This is a genomic window from Demequina lignilytica, assembly GCF_030418375.1.
GTDB lineage: Bacteria > Actinomycetota > Actinomycetes > Actinomycetales > Demequinaceae > Demequina > Demequina lignilytica.
In genome coordinates, this window is record NZ_JAUHPZ010000010.1 from 60,997 (window position 1) to 78,745 (window position 17,749).

A 17,749-nucleotide genomic window follows, 5' to 3' on the forward strand; every position below is an offset into this window, starting at 1 on the left:
ACGCGCGCTACATCACGTCGAAGATCTCTGCTGCCGTCTGGGCGTACGCGTCCTCGCCCGACTCCTGATAGTCGTCCCAGGCCTGGGCGTCCCAGATCTCGACCCGGGAGCCCATGCCCACCACCGCGACGTCCCGGTCGAGCCCCGCGTACCTGCGCAGCGGGGACGACAGCAGGATCCGGCCCTGCTTGTCGGGGATGTCGTCGTTGGCGAGCCCGAGGAACGCGCGCATGTAGTCGCGCGCGGCCTTGTTCTCGAGCGGCGCCTTGCGCAGGCGCTCGTGCACCACCTGGAACTCGTCGAGCGGGAAGAGGAACACGCACCGGTCCAGACCGCGCGTCGCCACCAGGCCGGAGGCCAGACGACCGCGGAACTTCGCCGGGAGGATCAGCCGTCCCTTGTCGTCGAGACGGGGCGTGAAGTGGCCGAGCAGCAGGCCCGTGGGGCCCAGCCCGAGCGAAGCCGTCTCCGACATCGGACCTCCCCTCCGGATCCCTCGTGCTCCCGATGCCCCCACTTTACTCCACTTCCCTCCACATTTCGCGGAAATATCGCAAGAATCGCGTCGTGAGGCCACATAGACCCAGGTATCAGCGATGGAGCATGGTGGAGGGAATCTCCCGCCACTCTGACGGCGCCCTGGGATAGGCTCGTGCTCAGCGGGAGGGGGAGCCATGGAGCCGACGGTGCCGTCCGAATCCGACCTGGCCACGGTGGCCGACCTGGCCCGATCGATCAGGACCGAGCTGGCCCGCGTGCTCTCCGGCCTCGATCGCGCCGTCGACGCGGTCCTCGCCACCGTGCTGGCCGAGGGACACGTGCTCCTCGAGGACGTGCCCGGCGTCGGCAAGACCACCCTGGCTCGCGCCCTGGGACGCGCCTGCGACGTCAGCGTCGGCCGCATCCAGTTCACCCCGGACCTGCTCCCCTCCGACGTGACCGGCGTGAGCGTCCTGCGCGGCACCGACCGCGCCTTCGAGTTCCGCCCGGGACCGGTGTTCGCGAACATCGTCATCGCCGACGAGATCAACCGGGCCTCGCCCAAGACGCAGGCGGCCCTGCTCGAGTCGATGCAGGAGCACGCCGTCACCGTGGACGGCCAGACGCGTCCGCTGCCACGGCCGTTCCTGGTGGTCGCGACCCAGAACCCCGTGGACATGGAGGGCACCTACCCGCTGCCCGAGGCCCAGCGCGACCGCTTCATGACACGGATCACCGTCGGGTACCCGTCCGGCGACGATGAGATGGAGATGCTGCGCACCCACGACCGCGTGGACCCGCTCGACAGCGTCGCGGTGGTCGCCGACGCCGGAGCGCTCGCGCACGCGATCGAGGTGGTCCGGTCGGTCTACACCTCGGAGCCCGCGCGGCGGTACGTCGTCGACCTGGTGCGGGCGACGCGCGAGAGCCCCGAGCTGCGGCTCGGCGCCTCACCGCGGGCGTCCCTGCAGCTGCTCGCGCTCGCGAAGGCGCGCGCCGCGATGTCGGGGCGCGACCACGTGCTCCCCGACGACGTCAAGGCGCTGGCTCCGGCCGCGCTCGCCCATCGCGTGATCCTCACCGCCCAGGCACGCTCCGCCGCACGCACCGCGGAGGCGGTCGTGACCGACCTCACCGCGTCCGTGCCGGTGCCCACGGCGGGACGGCCGGTCCCGGCGCCGCGGTGACCGCCGGCGCACGCACCGACGCGGGCGGCCGCTCGCTCTTCGTCACCACGCGCGGCATCGGGATGACGGCCTCGGCGGCCGCGGTGACGGTGCTCGGCGTCGGCATCGCGTCCCGTCCGCTCGTGCTCGTCGGCGCCGCCATGATCGGAGCGGTCCTGGTGGCCGTGGCGTGGATCCTCGTCTCCGTCTGGGGTGCGCGGCGCGCGCTGAGCGCGGTCGAGCGCACCGTCAGCCCTCCCACGCTCGCGGTCGGCGGCCGCGGCGCGGTGGAGGTACGGGTCGGGGCCCATCGCGCGCTCGCCCGCACCCTCGCCCTGCGGGAGCAGGCCGCCTCCGAGCTCACGGGAGACACGCCGGTCCGCGCCACGGTCGCGCGGTCCCGCGACGAGATCCGCCTGCGCTACCCGCTCGCGCCCGTGCAGCGTGGGCGCTGGGCGCTCGGCCCCGCGATCGCGCGGACTCTTGACCCGTTCGGGCTGGTCGAGGTGGAGCTGGAGATCGGCGGCGCGCACCGGATCGCGGTGTGGCCCGCGGTGGACGACCTCGCGGCGAGCGCCGGCGACCTCATGGCGGTGTCCGACCGCGCCCACGCGGGCGCGCGCACCCCGGCGACCGACGACGCCGCGCTCCGCGACTACCGCGACGGCGACGACCTCCGCCGCATCCACTGGCGCTCCTCGGCGCGACGCGGCGAGCTGCTCGTCCGCTCGGAGGAGCAGCAGGGCCGCACCGAGGCCACCGTGCTCGTGGGGCTGCCGCCCGACCCCACCGCGCTCGAGTGGGCGATCCGCGCCGCCGCGTCCGTGTCCCTGTCGGTGCTGGACGCCGGGCATCCCGTCAGGCTCATCGCCGGAGGCGCGACCGCGTCGGCGCACGGCACCGTCGCTCGGGCCGCGGAGACGGCGCGCGCGGCGATCCTCGACGCCATGGTCGACCTGCACGGAGCGCCGAGCGCGGCAGCGGCGGAGCGCGACGTCGCGACGGGCGCCGAGCTCATCGAGGCGGGTCCGGGCGCGGTGACCGTGGCGATCGTCGAGCCGCTCGGCGCCACCGCGCTCGCGGCGCTCGAGCCCCACGGGGACCTCGGACGGGCGTGGGCGCTCGTCCGCGGCTACGACCGCGACCGGCTGCGCGCCCAGCGCACCGCGGACGCGCTGCGGGCCGCGGGCTGGCGGGCCGTCGTCACCACCGCCCCGGAGAGCGTGCCGGACGCCTGGTCCCGGCTGCTCGCGGAGGCGCAGCCATGAGCCGGGCGTCGCTGGGAGGAGCCGCGGCGCGCACCTGGGCGACGCCCGCCGTCGCCATCACGGTCGCCCTGTCGCTCGCCGGCGTCGCCGCCCTGCTCGAGCCCGGCGGCTGGTACCGCACCCCCGCGACCATCCTCGGCGCGACCGCGCTCGTGGTGGTCATCGCGCGGCTCGCGACCAGGCGCGCCTTCGTGCCGACGGCGATCGGCGGCCTGGTCGGCGCGTGGCTCGTGCTTCTCGCCTACGTGCCCGCGCCGGACGGCGGCAGGAGCTGGTGGCCGTCGCCCGGCGCGCTCCGCTCGGCGCGCGACATGGCCGTCGACGCGGTCGGGTACGTCTACGACACGGTCGCGCCCGCCCCCGTGACCGTCCCGCTCGAGGCGCTGCTGGCCACCGCCGCCCTCGCGCTCTTCCTCGCGGCGGACGCGCTCGCGGTGGGCGCGGGGCTCGCCGCGACCTCCGGGATCCTGCTGCTCGCGCCGTGGATCCCCCCGCTCGCGCTCGGGGCCGACGTGCCCGTCGGGGCGCTCGTCGGGTGCCTGGCGCTGTGGTTGGCCACGGTGGCGCTCACGCGGCGCTCGACGGGCACGCGCTGGCGCTCGCGCGCGGCGGACGCCCCTGCGACCGGGGGCGTCGTGCTGGGCGCGGCCTCGCTGGCCGTGCTGCTCGCGGTGGCGATCGCCCCCCTCGCCCCCGGGGTGCCCGGCTGGGGCGACCTGCCTCGCGCGACCCTGCCGTCCGCGTGGGGTGGGGGCCAGCGCCTCGACCTCGAGATCGACCTGCGCGACTCGCTCACGGCGCGCTCCGACGAGCCGTTCCTGGTCTACACGTCCGCGTCCGGGCGCGTGCCCGTGCTCCGCGCGTTCTCCCGCGCGGACTTCGACGGCAACGGATGGCGCGTGGAGACGCCGACGGAGACGGAGCAGCCGTCGGGGCCGCTGTGGCCGCTGCCGTACGCGGGCTGGGTGGGCGACCAGACGCGCTCGTTCACGGTCAGGGTCGGCGACGTCCGCAACGCCTTCGTCCCCATCCCCGACGCGCCCCGCTCGGTGAGCGCGGCCGCGGGCTGGACGTACGCACCGAGCTCGGACGAGCTGCGGGTCGGTGAGGGGGACCTGGTCGCCTTCGCGCAGTACAGCGTCAAGTACGCGACCGGCTTCCACACCGAGGAGGCCCTGCGCGCCGCCGAGGCGGCCATCGCGGCGGGCGGGGACGCGGAGGTCGAGGCACGCTACGTGGCGGTGCCGGACGCCCTCGACCAGGACGGGGTCCGCGCGCTCGCGGAGGAGGTCACCGCAGGCGCGGCCGACCGCTACGAGATGGCGCGGCAGCTCCAGGACTACCTGAGCGGTGACACGTTCGCGTACCGCACCGACGTCGACTACGACGGCGACGACATGGTGTCCGCCTTCCTGGAGGACCGCGCCGGATACTGCATCCACTTCGCCACCACCATGGTGATGATGGCGCGCACCCTCGACATCCCCGCGCGCTTCGCCGTCGGCTTCCTCGGCGGCACGGACACCGGCGGCTCCGAGTTCGTCGTCACGGGAGGCGACGCGCACGCCTGGCCGGAGATCTACTTCCCGGGCCATGGCTGGGTGCGCTTCGAGCCGACCCCTCCGATCCAGACGGGCGCACCGCCCGAGTACGCCGCCCCGGAGGCCGGCCCCGAGGCCGTGCCCGACGTGCGTGACACGATCCGGCCCACCGCCGCCCCGTCGACCGCGACCACCTCCCCCAGCGCGACCGCGACCGCGGTGACGGACCCGGTCGCGGAGGACGAGCAGCCGTGGGCGTTCGCGATCGCGGTCGGCGCGCTCGTGCTGACGGCTCTCGCGCTCGCGGTCGCCGCGGCGCGCCTGGCGGCGCGGCGCCGGGTCCTCGACCCCGAGCGCGCGTGGCAGTCGGCGCTGCGGGCGGTGGACGGCGGCGCGACCGCGAGGGCGCAGACCCCCGCGGAGGCGAGGGAGACCCCCACTCTCGCGCAGGACGAGTGGACCGACGATGAGCGGGAGGCCTGGAGGCGCCTCGCGGCCGCGGTCGAGGATCACCGGTACGCGCCGGGAGGCAGCACGGCGACGCCCGAGGAGCTCGGGATGTGGGTGGCCGCGATCAGGCGGGCCGGGCGGCGCACGCCGCGTCGCGGCTCGCGATGACGAGCGTCAGATCTCGCCCTGCTCGCGGCGCTTGTCGAAGCGCTGCTCCATCCGGTTCATGAAGCTGGTGTCGCCCTTGCGGCGGCTGCCCTTCGCCTTGGCGGCCTGCGCTCCACCGGCTCCGGTGCCGGCGGCGGCGTGAGGACGGGGCGCGAGCAGCGCCCACACGGCGGCGGCGAGCATGACGGCGAAGCCGAGGACGCCGACCAGCATCAGCTGGGTCACCGCGCCGACCACCACGACGGCGAGGCCCACGAGCACGCCGAGACCGGCCCACACGTAGCGGCTGCGCGGACGCGAGGCACGCGCCATCGCGGAACCGAGCTTCGGATCGGAGCCGAGGTCCCGTTCCATCTGCTCGAGCACGCGCTGCTCGTACTCAGACAGCGGCATGGCGACTCCCTTCGGTGAACCGTGTCCACCAGTCTATCGGCCCGGCGGCGTGCGCACCACGGGCGGTCTAGGGTTGTTCTCGTGGCCCGCCGTCAACCCGCCCGGATCGCTGCGGACGTCCCTCGCGGGGAGCCCATCGCGATCGCGACCGGCACGGTGGAGCTGCGAGACGACCCCGACGGTTCAACGAGCGTATGGGTCAACGGAGTTCCCAGCTCGAGCATGCATCCGGACCCGGACCACCTCGACTTCGAGTACATGCGCCACCTGGCGGCGGCGGTACGCGCCTGGGGCCCGCCGCCGCGCATGCTCGCGCTCCACGTGGGCGCGGCGGCGTGCACCCTCCCCCGGCACCTCGCGCACCGCTATCCCGACTCCGGGCACATCGCCGTCGATGTCGACACGACCCTCCCCGAGCTGGTCCGCACCTGGTGGGACCTGCCGCGAGCGCCGCGCCTGCGGATCCGGGCCCAGGACGGGCTCGACGCCGTGGCCTCGCGACGCGAGCACAGCCTCGACCTGGTGGTCCGCGACGCGTTCGCCGGCGACGAGACCCCCACGCACCTCGCGGGCACGGACTGGTGGGCCGCCGCCGCGCGCGCGATCCGTCCCGGCGGGCTGGTGCTCGCCAACGTCGGGACGCGGCCCGGGTCGCGGGCGGCGGCGGCCGACGCGGCGGCCGCGCGCGCGGCCCTTCCCGTCGCCGTCGCCATCGGCGAGCACGCGGTGCTCAAGGGACGTCGGCGCGGGAACGTGGTGCTCGCCGCGGCTCACGGCCCGGAGGTCGACATCGACGCGCTGCGCCGCTACGCCGCCTCCGCTCCCCTGCCCACCGGCGTCGATCCCGGCTGGGCCGGTTGACGGCCGCGTCGCCGCATCGTCCCGGACGCGACGAAGGCCGCCGCCCCGGAGGGCGACGGCCTTCGCTCACGAGATCGTGAGATCAGAGGGGGCGAACCTGCTCCGCCTGCGGACCCTTGGGGCCGTTGGTGACCTCGAACTCGACGCGCTGCGCCTCCTCGAGGGTCTTGTAGCCGTCGGTCTCGATCGCCGAGTAGTGGACGAACACGTCCGCGCCGCCACCGTCCTGCGCGATGAAGCCGTAGCCCTTCTCCGAGTTGAACCACTTCACAGAACCCTGTGCCATGCCTGTCTTCCTTGCCTTGAATGCCCTCGACGGGAAGGCCGCGCACCGTGCCGGCCTTGTCGCCGCAATGCCGCGTTCCTGGCCAGGTCAGACAGGTTCTTGCACACTACGTTCTTGCAACCTGCCCCTAGTGTGTCAGACGTCAGGCTCCCGTAGGGGGATCGCGGCGTTCCTGAGCCAAGAATTTCTCGAATTCGGCCGCGATCTCGTCCGCCGAGGGCAGCTCGCCGTCGTCGATCGGCAGACCCCGACCGCGCGCCTCGTGGAACGCGTCGTACTGGTTCTCGAGCGCGTCGACCAGCGCCTGCACCTCCTCGGACTCGCCGAGCTGGCGCGCAATCTCCTCGTCGGCCCGCGCGGCGTCGGGGTCCAGGTCCTCGGGCGCGAGCGCCAGCCCTGCGACCGCCTCGAGGCTCGCCAGCGCCCGCTGCGCCGCCTGCGGGTAGCTCGACTGGGCGAGGTAGTGCGGCACGTGCACCGCGATGTTGACCATCGCGAGGCCCCACTGCCCGAAGCGGTACTCGAGGAGGTTCTGCGCGGAGGCCGGCACCGTGACGGTGCCGAACATCGACGGGGTGTCGGGCAGCAGCTCCTGATCGGTGCCGTGGAGGGTCGCCGTGAGCGGGCGCGTGTGCGGCACCGCCATCGGGATCCCGTGCGACCCCGCCACCAGGTCGACGCCCAGCCGCTCGACCGCCTCGCGGACCGCGGCGATGTAGCGCTCCCAGAGGATGTCCGGCTCGAAGCCGTGCAGCAGCAGGAACGGGGTGCCCTCGACGTCGCGCAGCATGTCGAGCTCGAGGTGGGGCTCGTCGTACGACGTCCACTGGTTGACGGAGAAGGTCATCTCGGGCCGGCGCGAGCGGTAGTCGAGCAGCCGGTCGATGTCGAACGTCGCGACCCTCACGGGCTCGCTGAGCTCGAGCAGATGATCGCTCACGAGCAGGCCGGCCCGCCCGGCGTCGATGAAGCCGCGCAGGGAGTGCACGAGCACGCCGCCGTCCTCCGGAGCCGCGTCCGCCCATGCGCGCACGCCGTCCGGGTCCCAGGTCACCAGAGGTCCGTCCATGATGTGCTCCATCCTCCCACCGGGTCGCGATCATGAGCGCGGTTCTCGCTAGACGCGAAACGACATCCCGGCGCGGGCGCTTCCGACCACCCCTCCGGTGGGGCGATAATGGGTGACTGCCTGCGCGGGAGAAGCGGGCAGCGAAGGGGTGGGCGTATGTCGAACGAGCGAGGACTGACGGCGGAGCGCGGCGGCCTGACGGCCGAGCAGGAGGTCGTGGACGGCCTGTACTCGAGGCTCGACGACCTGCGCGGCGAGGCCGAGCAGCGGCTCGCCGCGATCCGCCGCGAGGGCCCCTCGGGCTCCCCCCAGAACCGCTCCGAGCGCGACGCGTTCGCCACGCTCTACGAGGACCGCATCGCCCAGCTGGACGCGGTGGAGGACCGCCTCTGCTTCGGTCGTCTCGACCTGCGCGACGGCGAGCACTTCTACGTCGGCCGCATCGGCCTGTCCGACGCCGAGCATGTCCCGCTGCTCACGGACTGGCGCGCCCCCGCCGCCCGCGCGTTCTACTCCGCGACCGCCGCGAACCCCGGCCCGGTGGTGAACCGCCGCCACCTCACGACCTCCGGGCGGCGGGTGACCGCGGTCGAGGACGACGTGCTGGACGTCGACGCCCTGCGCGAGATGGGCGCGGACACGGCCCTCGCGGGCGAGGGCGCGCTGCTCGCGGCGCTCGGCGCGCGCCGCACCGGCCGCATGGGCGACATCGTCGCGACCATCCAGGCCGAGCAGGACGCCGTGATCCGCGCCCCCATGACCGGCGCGCTCGTGGTGCAGGGCGGTCCCGGCTCGGGGAAGACCGCCGTCGCCCTCCACCGCGCCGCCTACCTGCTCTACCACCACCGCGAGCAGCTCGAGTCGAAGGGCGTGCTGCTGATCGGCCCGTCGCGCACCTTCCTGCGCTACATCGACCACGTGCTGCCGTCGCTGGGCGAGACCGGCGCCGTGTCCACCACGCTGGCCGGGCTCGTGCCCGGCGTCGACGCGAGCGCCGTCGAGGACGACCGCGTCGCGCAGATCAAGGGCCGCACCGAGATGGCCGCTGTGGTCGCGGCCGCGGTGAAGGAGCGCCAGCGGCTGCCGCGTGCCGACAGGACCATCCGCATCGACGGGCGCACCGTGACCATCCGCCGCTCCGACATCCGCGACGCGCAGGCGAAGGCCCGCCGCGACGGCCGGCCCCACAACGAGGCGCGGGCCGTGTTCGCCAAGGAGATGATCACCCGGCTCACCCGGCAGCTGATGGAGCAGCTCGACCACACGTTCGGCGACGAGGACCGGATCGAGCTCGAGCGCGACGTGCGCGACGACCGCAACATCCGCATCGCGATCAACCTGTGCTGGCTGCCCGTCACCCCCGAGCAGCTGCTCCGCGACCTCTACTCGAAGCCGCACCTGCTCGACCACGCGGCCCGCGGGCTCACACCCGACGAGCGGGACCTGCTGCTGCGGCCCCCGCACGCGCCGTTCACCGACGCGGACGTGCCGCTGCTGGACGAGGCGGCGGAGCTGCTCGGCGAGATGCCCGGCGGTCGACGGCGCCGGTCCGACGAGCCGTCCGCCGAGGAGATCCAGTACGCGAAGGACGTGCTCGACACGTTCGGCGACGGCGGCATGGTCACCGCCGAGAGCCTCGCGGCCCGCATGAAGGGCGGCACGGCCCGGCTCAGCGTCGCCGAGCGCGCCCGCGGCGACCGCACGTGGACCTACGGGCACGTCGTGGTCGACGAGGCCCAGGAGCTCAGCCCCATGGCGTGGCGGATGCTGCTGCGCCGATGCCCGACGCGGTCCTTCACGATCGTGGGCGACGTCGCGCAGACCACGGCGTCTGCGGGCACACGGTGGTGGCCCGAGACGATGGACCCGCTGTTCCAGAGCTCGTGGGAGCTGCGCGAGCTCACCATCTCCTACCGCATCCCGGCCGCCGTGGCGGCGGCCGCTCAGGGCTTCGCCAAGCGCGCGGGGCTGCCGGTCAGCGAGCTGAGCGCCGCGAGGGAGCTGGACGATGCGGTGGGCATCACGTCGCTGAGGAGGACGGACGATGCGGTGAGCGCCGCCGCCGGGCTCGCGCGCGAGCACGCGGAGGGCTTCGCGGACGCCGCCGGCGGGCTGGTCGCGGTGATCGCTCCGGAGCGGCTGGTCGCCGCGACGCGGGCGGCCGTGGCGGGCACGGAGATCGAGGTGTGCACGGCGCGCGAGTCGAAGGGGCTCGAGTTCGACGTCGCGGTCGTGGTGGAGCCGGCCGCGATCGCCGTCCGTCCCGGGGACCTGTACGTCGCCCTCACCCGGCCGACGCGGCGCCTCGAGGTGGTCCACGCCGAGCCTCTGCCGCCCGGCCTGGCCGGCTGACGTCTCGCGCGGCGGGTCAGCCCGGCTCGCACCCCCCGGCACCGGCGATCGCGAGCCCCTGGAGGTCCCCCGGTCCCCAGTCGAGGAGCCTCAGGTTCGACTCGTGCATGAGCTCGTGCGTGTCGAGCACGTGCGCGAGGCCCACCACATGGCCGAGCTCGTGCGCGATCACCGCCTCCGCCAGCGCCGCTCCCCCGTCGGGATCCGCGAGGATCGCGGCGAGGTCCTCGAAGTCGAGGATCAGGACGCCGGCCCGCAGGTAGCGGTCCGCTCCGTACGCACCGGGCACCGCGCTGGAGCCGCCGAGGCCCGTGACGGAGCCCGCGAGAGACGGGTTCTGCGTCTCGTTCTGGAACCCGATGACCAGCGGGGCGTACCCGCCGTCGTACCGGTCCTGGATCACGTCCCGCGAGAACGAGGCGGGCTCGGTGGTGGTGCCGAGGTAGTCGAACCGGAGCCCGGTGGCCTCCTGCACGCGCGCGATCGCGTCGTGCACGAGCGGCTCCGCACCGTCGGGCATGAGCGTCAGGTTCAGGGTCCACTCCACCGGGCGGCACGGATCGAAGCGGACCGGGCCGCCGCCCGCGCCCTCCGACGGGAACAGGAAGTCGTACGAACCCGAGGTCGCCACCGGCACCTCGGGCAGGAGGCGCTCGGCGGGACCGTCGGCGACGGGGATGCGCGCGTCTCCCGTGGACGTCTCGAGCACGTTGCGCGGCGTCCCCCAGTGCGTCACGTCCGACCATTCGACGCCGCGCCACCACGCGCCGGCCACCAGGACCGCGACGCACGCCGCGACCGCGATGAGGATCCGCGAGCCCGACGACATGCGCCAACTCTGCCACGCGGTGCCACGCTCGTGGTGCCACGACGGGCGTGCCGCGCCGCATGCAGGCGGGACCGTACGGCGTTTTGCGCGGGCTCGGTTTTGGGGGAGGATTGCCCCCGTGCGCGCACTCCTGCTTGAAAGCCTCCATCCCAAGGCCACCGAGATCCTCACGGCCGCCGGCATCTCCGTCGAGAACCACGCCGGCGCGCTCGACGAGGACGAGCTGATCGACGCCCTCGACGGCGTCCAGCTCCTCGGCATCCGTTCGAAGACGCAGCTCACCGAGCGCGTCATCCAGGCCCGACCCGAGCTCATCGCGGTCGGCGCCTTCTCCATCGGCACCAACCAGATCGACCTGGCCGCGGCCGCCCGCCACGGCATCGCCGCGTTCAACGCGCCGTTCTCCAACACCCGCTCCGTGGTGGAGATGGCCGTGTCCGAGATGATCTCGCTGACGCGTCGGCTGCCGGACCACAACAGCAAGCTGCATGCGGGCGTGTGGTCGAAGTCGGCCACGGGCGCCCACGAGATCCGCGGTCGCACGCTCGGCATCGTCGGGTACGGCAACATCGGATCCCAGCTCTCGGTCATCGCCGAGGCGCTCGGCATGAACGTGATCTTCTACGACAACGCCGAGAAGCTCGCGCTGGGCAACGCGACCCGCATGCCGACGCTCGAGTCGCTGCTGGCGGAGGCGGACATCGTCACGCTGCACGTCGACGGACGCGCGGGGAACTCAGGATTCTTCGGGCGTCCCCAGTTCGAGACCATGAAGCCCGGCGCGTTGTTCCTCAACCTGTCGCGCGGGTTCATCGTCGACATCCAGGCGCTCAAGGAGCAGCTGGAGTCGGGCCACATCGGTGGTGCCGCGGTCGACGTGTTCCCGGACGAGCCGAAGAAGACCGGCGACCTGTTCGTCTCGCCGCTTCAGAACATGCCGAACGTGATCCTCACGCCGCACATCGGCGGCTCCACCGAGGAGGCGCAACGGGACATCGGCATCTTCGTCGCCACCCGTCTGCGCGACTACGTCTTCCACGGGTCCACGTCGCTGTCGGTGAACCTGCCGAACCTGTCGCTCGACCAGGTCCAGGGGTCCCACCGCATCGCCCACCTGCACGAGAACATCCCCGGTGTGCTCGCGGCCGTGAACCAGGTGTTCGCGGAGCACAACGTCAACATCGACGCTCAGCTGCTCGGCACTCGCGGCGAGCTCGGCTACGTGGTCACGGACGTGGCGTCCGGCATGGACGAGGATGCGGTCTCCGCGCTCGCGCAGATGCCCGGCACGGTCCGCCTCCGCGTCCTTTCCTGACGATCGGACCTCACGCCCCGGCGCGCCGCCCTCGCGGCCGTCGGGGCGTCGCCGTCTGCGCGTGCACAGGCGAGCGGCGGCGCGCCGGGAGCGCCTGCTACGAGCCCGCGGAATCGGACTCGGACGCGGCCGCCTCGGCGTCCTCGGCGCGCAGACGCGCGATCGCGTCCTCGAAGTCGTCGAGCGTCGCGAACGCCTGGTAGACGGACGCGAACCGCAGGTACGCGATCTCGTCGAGCTCCCGCAGGGGCGGGAGGATCGCCAGGCCGATGTCGGGGGCGTCGATCTCCGCCTGACCGTTCGAGCGGAGCGTCTCCTCGACGCGCTGCGCGAGCAGCGCGAGGTCGTCGTCGCTCACCGGCCGGCCCTGGCAGGCCTTCTTGACCCCCGAGACGATCTTGTCCCGGCTGAAGGGCTCCGAGACGCCGTTGCGCTTGACCACCGTGAGGCTCGCCGTCTCCACCGTGGTGAAGCGTCGACCGCAGCTCGGGCACTCGCGCCGGCGCCGGATGCTGGTGCCGTCGTCCGCGGTGCGCGAATCCACGACGCGCGAGTCGCCGTGGCGGCAGAACGGGCAATGCATGCGCTCACTCTGCCATGAACGACGCATGCCACCCAATCGCCGGCCGCTCCCGAATCGCGGCCGGCGCGGGTGACGCCGGGTCGGTCAGCCGGCCACCGGCACGTAGATCTGGTCGCCGGCGCGCAGATCGCTGCCGCTCATGGCGTTCAGCTGCTGGATCTCGACGACCGTGTCGCGCACGTCCTCACCGGGCTCGGTCCGCGAGACCGCGATCCCCCACAGGGTCTCGCCGGAGCCGACCGTGTACGTGTCCGCGACGACCGGCGCGACGTCCCCGGCCTCCGTGGCGAACGCCTGCGGACCCACGACGGCGGCGGCGAGCACCGCGAGCACGAGCGCGAGCACACGGCCGGTGCGGGCGCGTCGAGCCCGGGCCACGGGGTTCTGCGGTGCGTAGATGCTCATGATCGCCTCCTGATTCGAACGCCTGTTCTATCGAACGCTTGTTCTAGTTCTACCATCACGCCCCGACACCCGCAAGACACGCTCGAACATATGTTTGATTTCGCATGGCGGTTGCCCTAGCGTCGTGACACAAGAGGACCACCGGGGTCTGACATCGGATGCGGACCACGAGACGGGAGGCGCGGACCATGGCCCACGACACGACGGACGGGCTCCCGTCCCCTGGCGGCGCCGAGGGCGCCACGGTGCACGAGCTGCGCGACCCCGCCACCGGGCTCACCACCCGCCAGCGCGCGGTGGTCGACTTCATCCGCGCCACGGTCGCGGACCGCGGCTACCCGCCGACGCTGCGGGAGATCGGCGAGGCGGTCGGGCTCACGTCGCCGTCATCGGTCAAGCACCAGCTGGTGGCACTGGAGGCGAAGGGCGTGCTGCGACGCGACCCTCACCGCCCGCGCGCGATCGAGGTGGTCCTGCCCGGCGACGAGCCGCTCGAGGCCGCTCCGCCCGCCGCCGACGAGGCGCCGACGCCGCTGCCGGCGACCGCATCGTCCGCCGACCACATGGCCACGGTGCCGCTGGTCGGACGGATCGCCGCCGGCGGGCCGATCCTCGCGGACCAGGAGGTCGAGGACGTGTTCTCGCTGCCCCGCCAGCTCACGGGCGAGGGCGAGCTGTTCATGCTCAACGTGTCCGGAGACTCCATGATCGACGCCGCGATCTGCGACGGCGACTGGGTCGTGGTACGCCGCCAGCAGAGCGCGGAGAACGGCGACATCGTCGCGGCGCTGCTCGACGACGAGGCGACCGTCAAGACCTTCCGCCGGCGCGACGGCCAGGTCTGGCTCATGCCGCACAACCCCGCGTACACGCCGATCGACGGCACCCACGCCCGCATCATGGGCAAGGTCGTCTCCGTCCTGCGCCGCGTCTGACCTCAGGACGCGGCGAGGCGCCGCAGCGCGCCCAGCGCGATCTCGCGGTCGGTCGTGGGCCACAGGTCGGGCATCGACCGCGCGAGGAACCCCCCGTACCGCGCGGTGGCGAGCCTGGGATCCAGCACCGCCACCACGCCGCGGTCCGATGAGGACCGGATCAGCCGTCCCGCGCCCTGCGCCATGAGCAGCGCGGCGTGCGTGGCGCTCACCGCCATGAACCCGTTGCCCCCGCGCTGCGCGACGTCCTCCGTCCGCGCCTGCGCGATCGGCTCGTCCGGCCGCGGGAACGGGATCCGGTCGATCACCACCAGGCTCGAGGTGCGACCGGGCACGTCGATGCCCTGCCACAGCGACGTGGAGCCGAACAGGCAGGTGCGCTCGTCCTCGGCGAACCGCCGGACCAGCGTCGGAAGCTGGTCGTCGAGCTGGTAGAGCACCGGCACGTCGAGACGCTCCCGCATCGCCTCCGCCGCCTGCTGGGCCGCCCGATGCGAGGAGAACAGGCCGAGCGTGCGCCCGCCGGCGGCCGCGACCAGGGCCTCCAGCTCGTCGAGCGCCGCGGCGGACATCCCGCCCATGCCCGGCTTCGGCAGGTGGCGGGCGACGTAGAGGATCCCCTGGCGCGGGTAGTCGAAGGGGCTGCCGGCGTCGAGCGTCACGGGATCGTCGACTCCCAGATGCCTGGCGATGGCGCCGAAGTCGCCGCCGAGCGCGAGCGTGGCGCTCGTCATCACCGACGCCTTCTCCTCGAGCAGGCGCGTGCGGATCAGGCCGGCGACGTCGAGCGGCGCGGCGACGATGCGCTCGGGCACCTCCGCGTCGTAGTCGCCGTCGCGGGGGGCCAACCAGACGACGTACCGCCCGCTCTCCCCCTGCAGCTCCTCGCAGACGTCGAGGATCTCGCCGAGCGAGGCCGAGGCGATCTTCCCCGCCGATCCGGCCTGCTCGGCGTGCTTCTGCACCTGCGAGGCGATCGCCCGGGCCGCGCCGCGCACCTCCTCGACCGCCGCCGACAGATCGTCCGGCAGACCGAGCCGGAGCCGGCCGACCGTGCTGTCACCGAGCGCACCGTCGAGGTGACGCGCCGCGCGATCCAGGTCCTCGGTGGTGACGCCGCAGCGTCGAGCGGCCCTCGCCGCGCGGTCCACCGAGGCGACCGTGAGCTCGTGGGTGGCCGACGAGGTGATCCGCTGCACCAGCTCGTGAGCCTCGTCGACGATCAGCACGGAGTGCTCGCCCAGCATGTCGTGGCTGGTGGCCTGCACGCCGAGCACCGCGTGGTTGGTGACCACCACGTGCGCCTTCGACGCGTCCTCGCGCACGTGCTGGGAGAAGCATTCGTCCAGCACGGGGCACTTGGACTCGAGGCACTCGCGGCCGCTCACGGACACCTGTGCCCACGCGCGGCCGCTGACGCCGGGCACCAGGTCGTCCCGGTCCCCCGTCTCCGTCTCCTCCGCCCACTCGTGCAGGCGCGCGACCTCGCGGCCCAGCTCCGACGTGGGTCCGATCGGGAGCGTGCCCTCGTCGGGCTCGGGGTAGCCGCCGCCCATCTTGTGCACGCAGAGGTAGTTGCCGCGCCCCTTGAGCAGCGCGACGCGCGCACGCTCGCCCAGCGCAGGCTCGAGCGCCTCCGCCACCATCGGGAGGTCCTTGGTGAACACCTGCCGTTGCAGCGCGAGGGTCGCGGTCGAGACCACCACCCGCGTCCCGGACCGGACGGCGTGGGCGACCGCGGGCACCAGGTACCCGAGCGACTTCCCCGTGCCGGTGCCGGCCTGGATGAGCGCGTGCGCGTCGTCGGCGAGGGTGGTCGCGACGGCGCGGGCCATCTCACGCTGGCCCTCGCGCGGCTGTCCCCCGAGCGCGGCGACCGCGCGGTCGAGCAGCGCGTCGGCGTCGTGCGCTCCGGACCCCGCCGGCGACGCCTGGGTCGCCTCGGATGGGGCCTTCACGCCGTGGCCGAGGTGACGCCGGCCTCCTCGAGGCGCGCCGCGAGCGCGGCATCCACGCGAGCGCTGAGGCGCGTCCCGTCGGCCACATGCTCCTGGGCGAGGACCTCGCCGTGGCGGTGCACCTCGCTGACCAGGTCGCCGCGGGTGTACGGGACCACCACGTCGACGGTGACCTCGGGACGCGGGAGCTCACGGCCGATGAGCTCCATCAGGTCGTCGATGCCCTCCCCCGTGAGCGCCGAGACCTCGATGGTGACCTCGCGGCGTCCGCGCAGCCTCAGCAGCGTCTCGGCGTCGGCGATGTCGGCCTTGTTGAGGACCAGCACCTCCTTCACCTGATCCGCCCCGGGGACGTCGGCGAGCACCTCGCGCACGGCGCGGACCTGGCTCTCCGGGTCGGGGTGGGAGGCGTCGACCACGTGCAGCATGAGGTCGGCGTGCGCGACCTCCTCGAGCGTGGAGGCGAACGCGGCGACCAGCTGGTGGGGAAGATCGCGGACGAAGCCGACCGTGTCGGAGACCGTGAACTCGCGGCCGTCGGGCGTGCGGCTGCGGCGGACCGTCGGGTCGAGGGTCGCGAACAGCGCGTTCTCGACCAGCACGCCCGCTCCCGTCACGCGGTTGAGCAGGGAGGACTTGCCCGCGTTCGTGTAGCCGACGATCGCGACGTTGGGCAGGGTCAGGCGGCGGTCGCGACGCACGGCGCGGGCGGGCTCCATCGCCTTGATCTCGCGCCGCAGCTGCGCCATGCGCGTGCGGATCCGGCGCCGGTCCAGCTCGATCTTGGTCTCACCGGGTCCGCGCGAGCCGATCCCCGCACCGCCGGCGACGCGGCCACCGGCCTGCCGCGACATCGACTCGCCCCACCCGCGCAGGCGCGGGAGCAGGTACTCGAGCTGCGCGAGCTCGACCTGCGCCTTGCCCTCCTTGGACTTGGCGTGCTGGGCGAAGATGTCGAGGATGAGCGCGGTGCGGTCGATCACCTTGACCTTGACCACGTCCTCGAGGGCGCGGCGCTGGCTCGGCGCGAGGTCGTCGTTCACGATCACGGTGTCGGCGCCGACCGACGCCACGATCTCCCCGATCTGCTTGGCCTTGCCCGAGCCCACGTAGGTCGCCGGATCCGGATGGGGTCGACGCTGCAGCACGCCGTCGAGCACCTCGGAGCCCGCGGTCTCGGCGAGGGCCGCGAGCTCGCGCAGGGACACCTCGGCGTCGAGCGCGGTCCCGTGCGACCACTGGCCGACCAGCACCACCCTCTCGAGGCGCAGCTGGCGGTACTCGACCTCGGTGATGTCCTCGAGCTCGGTGGACAGCCCGGCGATGCGGCGGAGCGCGGCGCGCTCCTCGCGGTCGAGCTGTTCGCCGTCGTAGTCGGTGGCCTGTGTCCCGCCCTCGGCGACCGCCGTGCCGGCGCGCGAGAGCACCCGGTCGATCACCGCGTCGGCGCGGGAGCGGCCGGGCTCGTCCGCCTGGATGTCCTGGTGCGATTCCTGAAGTCCCATACGCGACCATTGTCGCACCCCGGCCCCTCGACCCCGTGCGGGCGGGCGATACGCTCGTCGTCGTGACCGAGGACCACTACTTCACCGCGCAGCCGGCCTCCGCGGACGAACGACGCCTGATCTCCGTCGCCCTCGGCGGTCTCGACCTCGAGGTGGAGACCGCGACCGGCAGCTTCTCCCCCCGC

16 protein-coding genes are annotated in these 17,749 nt (G+C 73.5%); 7 read left to right on the forward strand and 9 right to left on the reverse strand.

Features of this window, described 5'->3' with window-relative positions; genetic code table 11:
- Nucleotides 1-7 precede the first annotated feature (7 nt).
- Complete coding sequence (gene mraZ, locus QQX13_RS11955; protein ID WP_301118366.1) at nucleotides 8-475, reverse strand: division/cell wall cluster transcriptional repressor MraZ; 468 nt, start codon at nucleotides 473-475, stop codon at nucleotides 8-10.
- Nucleotides 476-674: 199 nt separating this feature from the next.
- On the opposite strand from mraZ, the gene QQX13_RS11960 reads away from it, so the two are divergent.
- The 3 genes from QQX13_RS11960 to QQX13_RS11970 are packed head-to-tail and all read left to right on the forward strand — an operon-like array spanning nucleotide 675 to nucleotide 5,073.
- Nucleotides 675-1,667 (forward strand): AAA family ATPase, encoded by a 993-nt coding sequence (locus tag QQX13_RS11960; RefSeq protein WP_301118367.1) that lies wholly within the window; start codon nucleotides 675-677, stop codon nucleotides 1,665-1,667.
- A complete protein-coding gene (locus tag QQX13_RS11965) occupies nucleotides 1,664-2,914 on the forward strand; it encodes a DUF58 domain-containing protein (protein WP_301118368.1) in 1,251 nt (416 codons plus the stop codon). The genes QQX13_RS11960 and QQX13_RS11965 overlap by 4 nt, the downstream gene beginning before the upstream one ends.
- A complete protein-coding gene (locus tag QQX13_RS11970; RefSeq protein WP_301118369.1) occupies nucleotides 2,911-5,073 on the forward strand; it encodes a transglutaminase TgpA family protein in 2,163 nt (720 codons plus the stop codon). The genes QQX13_RS11965 and QQX13_RS11970 overlap by 4 nt, the downstream gene beginning before the upstream one ends.
- Before the next feature lie 6 nt (nucleotides 5,074-5,079).
- Here the strand turns inward: QQX13_RS11970 and QQX13_RS11975 are convergent, their stop codons facing one another.
- Entirely contained in the window at nucleotides 5,080-5,466 is a 387-nt protein-coding gene (locus tag QQX13_RS11975; protein WP_301118370.1) for an SCO2097 family morphological protein, read from the reverse strand.
- A gap of 222 nt (nucleotides 5,467-5,688) precedes the next feature.
- Here QQX13_RS11975 and QQX13_RS11980 point away from each other — a divergent pair, with 222 nt between their 5' ends.
- Nucleotides 5,689-6,327, forward strand: coding sequence for a spermidine synthase (locus tag QQX13_RS11980; RefSeq protein WP_301118371.1), 639 nt, complete (start codon nucleotides 5,689-5,691; stop codon nucleotides 6,325-6,327).
- An 82-nt stretch (nucleotides 6,328-6,409) separates the two neighbouring features.
- Here the strand turns inward: QQX13_RS11980 and QQX13_RS11985 are convergent, their stop codons facing one another.
- Both QQX13_RS11985 and QQX13_RS11990 read right to left on the reverse strand, forming a co-directional pair.
- Nucleotides 6,410-6,613: a cold-shock protein gene (locus QQX13_RS11985; protein WP_301118372.1), complete on the reverse strand. Its 204-nt coding sequence runs from the start codon at nucleotides 6,611-6,613 to the stop codon at nucleotides 6,410-6,412.
- A 142-nt stretch (nucleotides 6,614-6,755) separates the two neighbouring features.
- The gene (locus QQX13_RS11990) at nucleotides 6,756-7,682 is read right to left on the reverse strand and encodes a PAC2 family protein (RefSeq protein WP_301153462.1); all 927 of its coding nucleotides are present in this window, start codon (nucleotides 7,680-7,682) and stop codon (nucleotides 6,756-6,758) included.
- Between the two features lie 156 nt (nucleotides 7,683-7,838).
- On the opposite strand from QQX13_RS11990, the gene QQX13_RS11995 reads away from it, so the two are divergent.
- Nucleotides 7,839-10,034, forward strand: coding sequence for a HelD family protein (locus QQX13_RS11995; RefSeq protein ID WP_301118374.1), 2,196 nt, complete (start codon nucleotides 7,839-7,841; stop codon nucleotides 10,032-10,034).
- A gap of 16 nt (nucleotides 10,035-10,050) precedes the next feature.
- On the opposite strand, the gene QQX13_RS12000 is transcribed toward QQX13_RS11995, so the two are convergent.
- Nucleotides 10,051-10,863 carry a zinc metalloprotease gene (locus QQX13_RS12000; RefSeq protein ID WP_301118375.1) on the reverse strand — a complete coding sequence of 271 codons (813 nt, stop codon included), beginning with the start codon at nucleotides 10,861-10,863 and terminating at the stop codon, nucleotides 10,051-10,053.
- A gap of 109 nt (nucleotides 10,864-10,972) precedes the next feature.
- Between QQX13_RS12000 and serA the strand changes: the two genes are divergently transcribed.
- The gene (gene serA / locus QQX13_RS12005; RefSeq protein ID WP_301118617.1) at nucleotides 10,973-12,178 is read left to right on the forward strand and encodes a phosphoglycerate dehydrogenase; all 1,206 of its coding nucleotides are present in this window, start codon (nucleotides 10,973-10,975) and stop codon (nucleotides 12,176-12,178) included.
- A 97-nt stretch (nucleotides 12,179-12,275) separates the two neighbouring features.
- Here the strand turns inward: serA and nrdR are convergent, their stop codons facing one another.
- Complete coding sequence (gene nrdR, locus QQX13_RS12010) at nucleotides 12,276-12,761, reverse strand: transcriptional regulator NrdR (protein WP_301118376.1); 486 nt, start codon at nucleotides 12,759-12,761, stop codon at nucleotides 12,276-12,278.
- 84 nt (nucleotides 12,762-12,845) lie between these two features.
- A complete protein-coding gene (locus tag QQX13_RS12015; RefSeq protein WP_301118377.1) occupies nucleotides 12,846-13,166 on the reverse strand; it encodes a LysM peptidoglycan-binding domain-containing protein in 321 nt (106 codons plus the stop codon).
- A 188-nt stretch (nucleotides 13,167-13,354) separates the two neighbouring features.
- Here QQX13_RS12015 and lexA point away from each other — a divergent pair, with 188 nt between their 5' ends.
- The gene (gene lexA, locus QQX13_RS12020) at nucleotides 13,355-14,101 is read left to right on the forward strand and encodes a transcriptional repressor LexA (protein ID WP_301118378.1); all 747 of its coding nucleotides are present in this window, start codon (nucleotides 13,355-13,357) and stop codon (nucleotides 14,099-14,101) included.
- Nucleotides 14,102-14,103: 2 nt separating this feature from the next.
- Here lexA and QQX13_RS12025 read toward each other — a convergent pair whose 3' ends face one another.
- Together QQX13_RS12025 and hflX are read right to left on the reverse strand one after the other, a co-directional pair.
- Nucleotides 14,104-16,059, reverse strand: coding sequence for an ATP-dependent DNA helicase (locus tag QQX13_RS12025; RefSeq protein ID WP_301153463.1), 1,956 nt, complete (start codon nucleotides 16,057-16,059; stop codon nucleotides 14,104-14,106).
- On the reverse strand, nucleotides 16,056-17,564 hold the full coding sequence (gene hflX / locus QQX13_RS12030; protein ID WP_301118380.1) for a GTPase HflX: 1,509 nt from the start codon (nucleotides 17,562-17,564) through the stop codon (nucleotides 16,056-16,058). The genes QQX13_RS12025 and hflX overlap by 4 nt, the downstream gene beginning before the upstream one ends.
- Between the last annotated feature and the right edge of the window lie 185 nt (nucleotides 17,565-17,749).

Excerpts from the sequence above, each read along its gene's own strand:
- QQX13_RS11970 (WP_301118369.1), top strand. The coding sequence starts at position 2,911 with ATGAGCCGGGCGTCGCTGGGAGGAGCCGCGGCGCGCACCTGGGCGACG.
- QQX13_RS12000 (WP_301118375.1), bottom strand. The coding sequence starts at position 10,863 with ATGTCGTCGGGCTCGCGGATCCTCATCGCGGTCGCGGCGTGCGTCGCG.
- nrdR (WP_301118376.1), bottom strand. The coding sequence starts at position 12,761 with ATGCATTGCCCGTTCTGCCGCCACGGCGACTCGCGCGTCGTGGATTCG.
- hflX (WP_301118380.1), bottom strand. The coding sequence starts at position 17,564 with ATGGGACTTCAGGAATCGCACCAGGACATCCAGGCGGACGAGCCCGGC.
- QQX13_RS11980 (WP_301118371.1), top strand. The coding sequence starts at position 5,689 with ATGCATCCGGACCCGGACCACCTCGACTTCGAGTACATGCGCCACCTG.
- lexA (WP_301118378.1), top strand. The coding sequence starts at position 13,355 with ATGGCCCACGACACGACGGACGGGCTCCCGTCCCCTGGCGGCGCCGAG.
- mraZ (WP_301118366.1), bottom strand. The coding sequence starts at position 475 with ATGTCGGAGACGGCTTCGCTCGGGCTGGGCCCCACGGGCCTGCTGCTC.
- QQX13_RS11960 (WP_301118367.1), top strand. The coding sequence starts at position 675 with ATGGAGCCGACGGTGCCGTCCGAATCCGACCTGGCCACGGTGGCCGAC.
- QQX13_RS11995 (WP_301118374.1), top strand. The coding sequence starts at position 7,839 with ATGTCGAACGAGCGAGGACTGACGGCGGAGCGCGGCGGCCTGACGGCC.
- QQX13_RS11990 (WP_301153462.1), bottom strand. The coding sequence starts at position 7,682 with ATGGACGGACCTCTGGTGACCTGGGACCCGGACGGCGTGCGCGCATGG.
- QQX13_RS11975 (WP_301118370.1), bottom strand. The coding sequence starts at position 5,466 with ATGCCGCTGTCTGAGTACGAGCAGCGCGTGCTCGAGCAGATGGAACGG.
- QQX13_RS11985 (WP_301118372.1), bottom strand. The coding sequence starts at position 6,613 with ATGGCACAGGGTTCTGTGAAGTGGTTCAACTCGGAGAAGGGCTACGGC.
- QQX13_RS12015 (WP_301118377.1), bottom strand. The coding sequence starts at position 13,166 with ATGAGCATCTACGCACCGCAGAACCCCGTGGCCCGGGCTCGACGCGCC.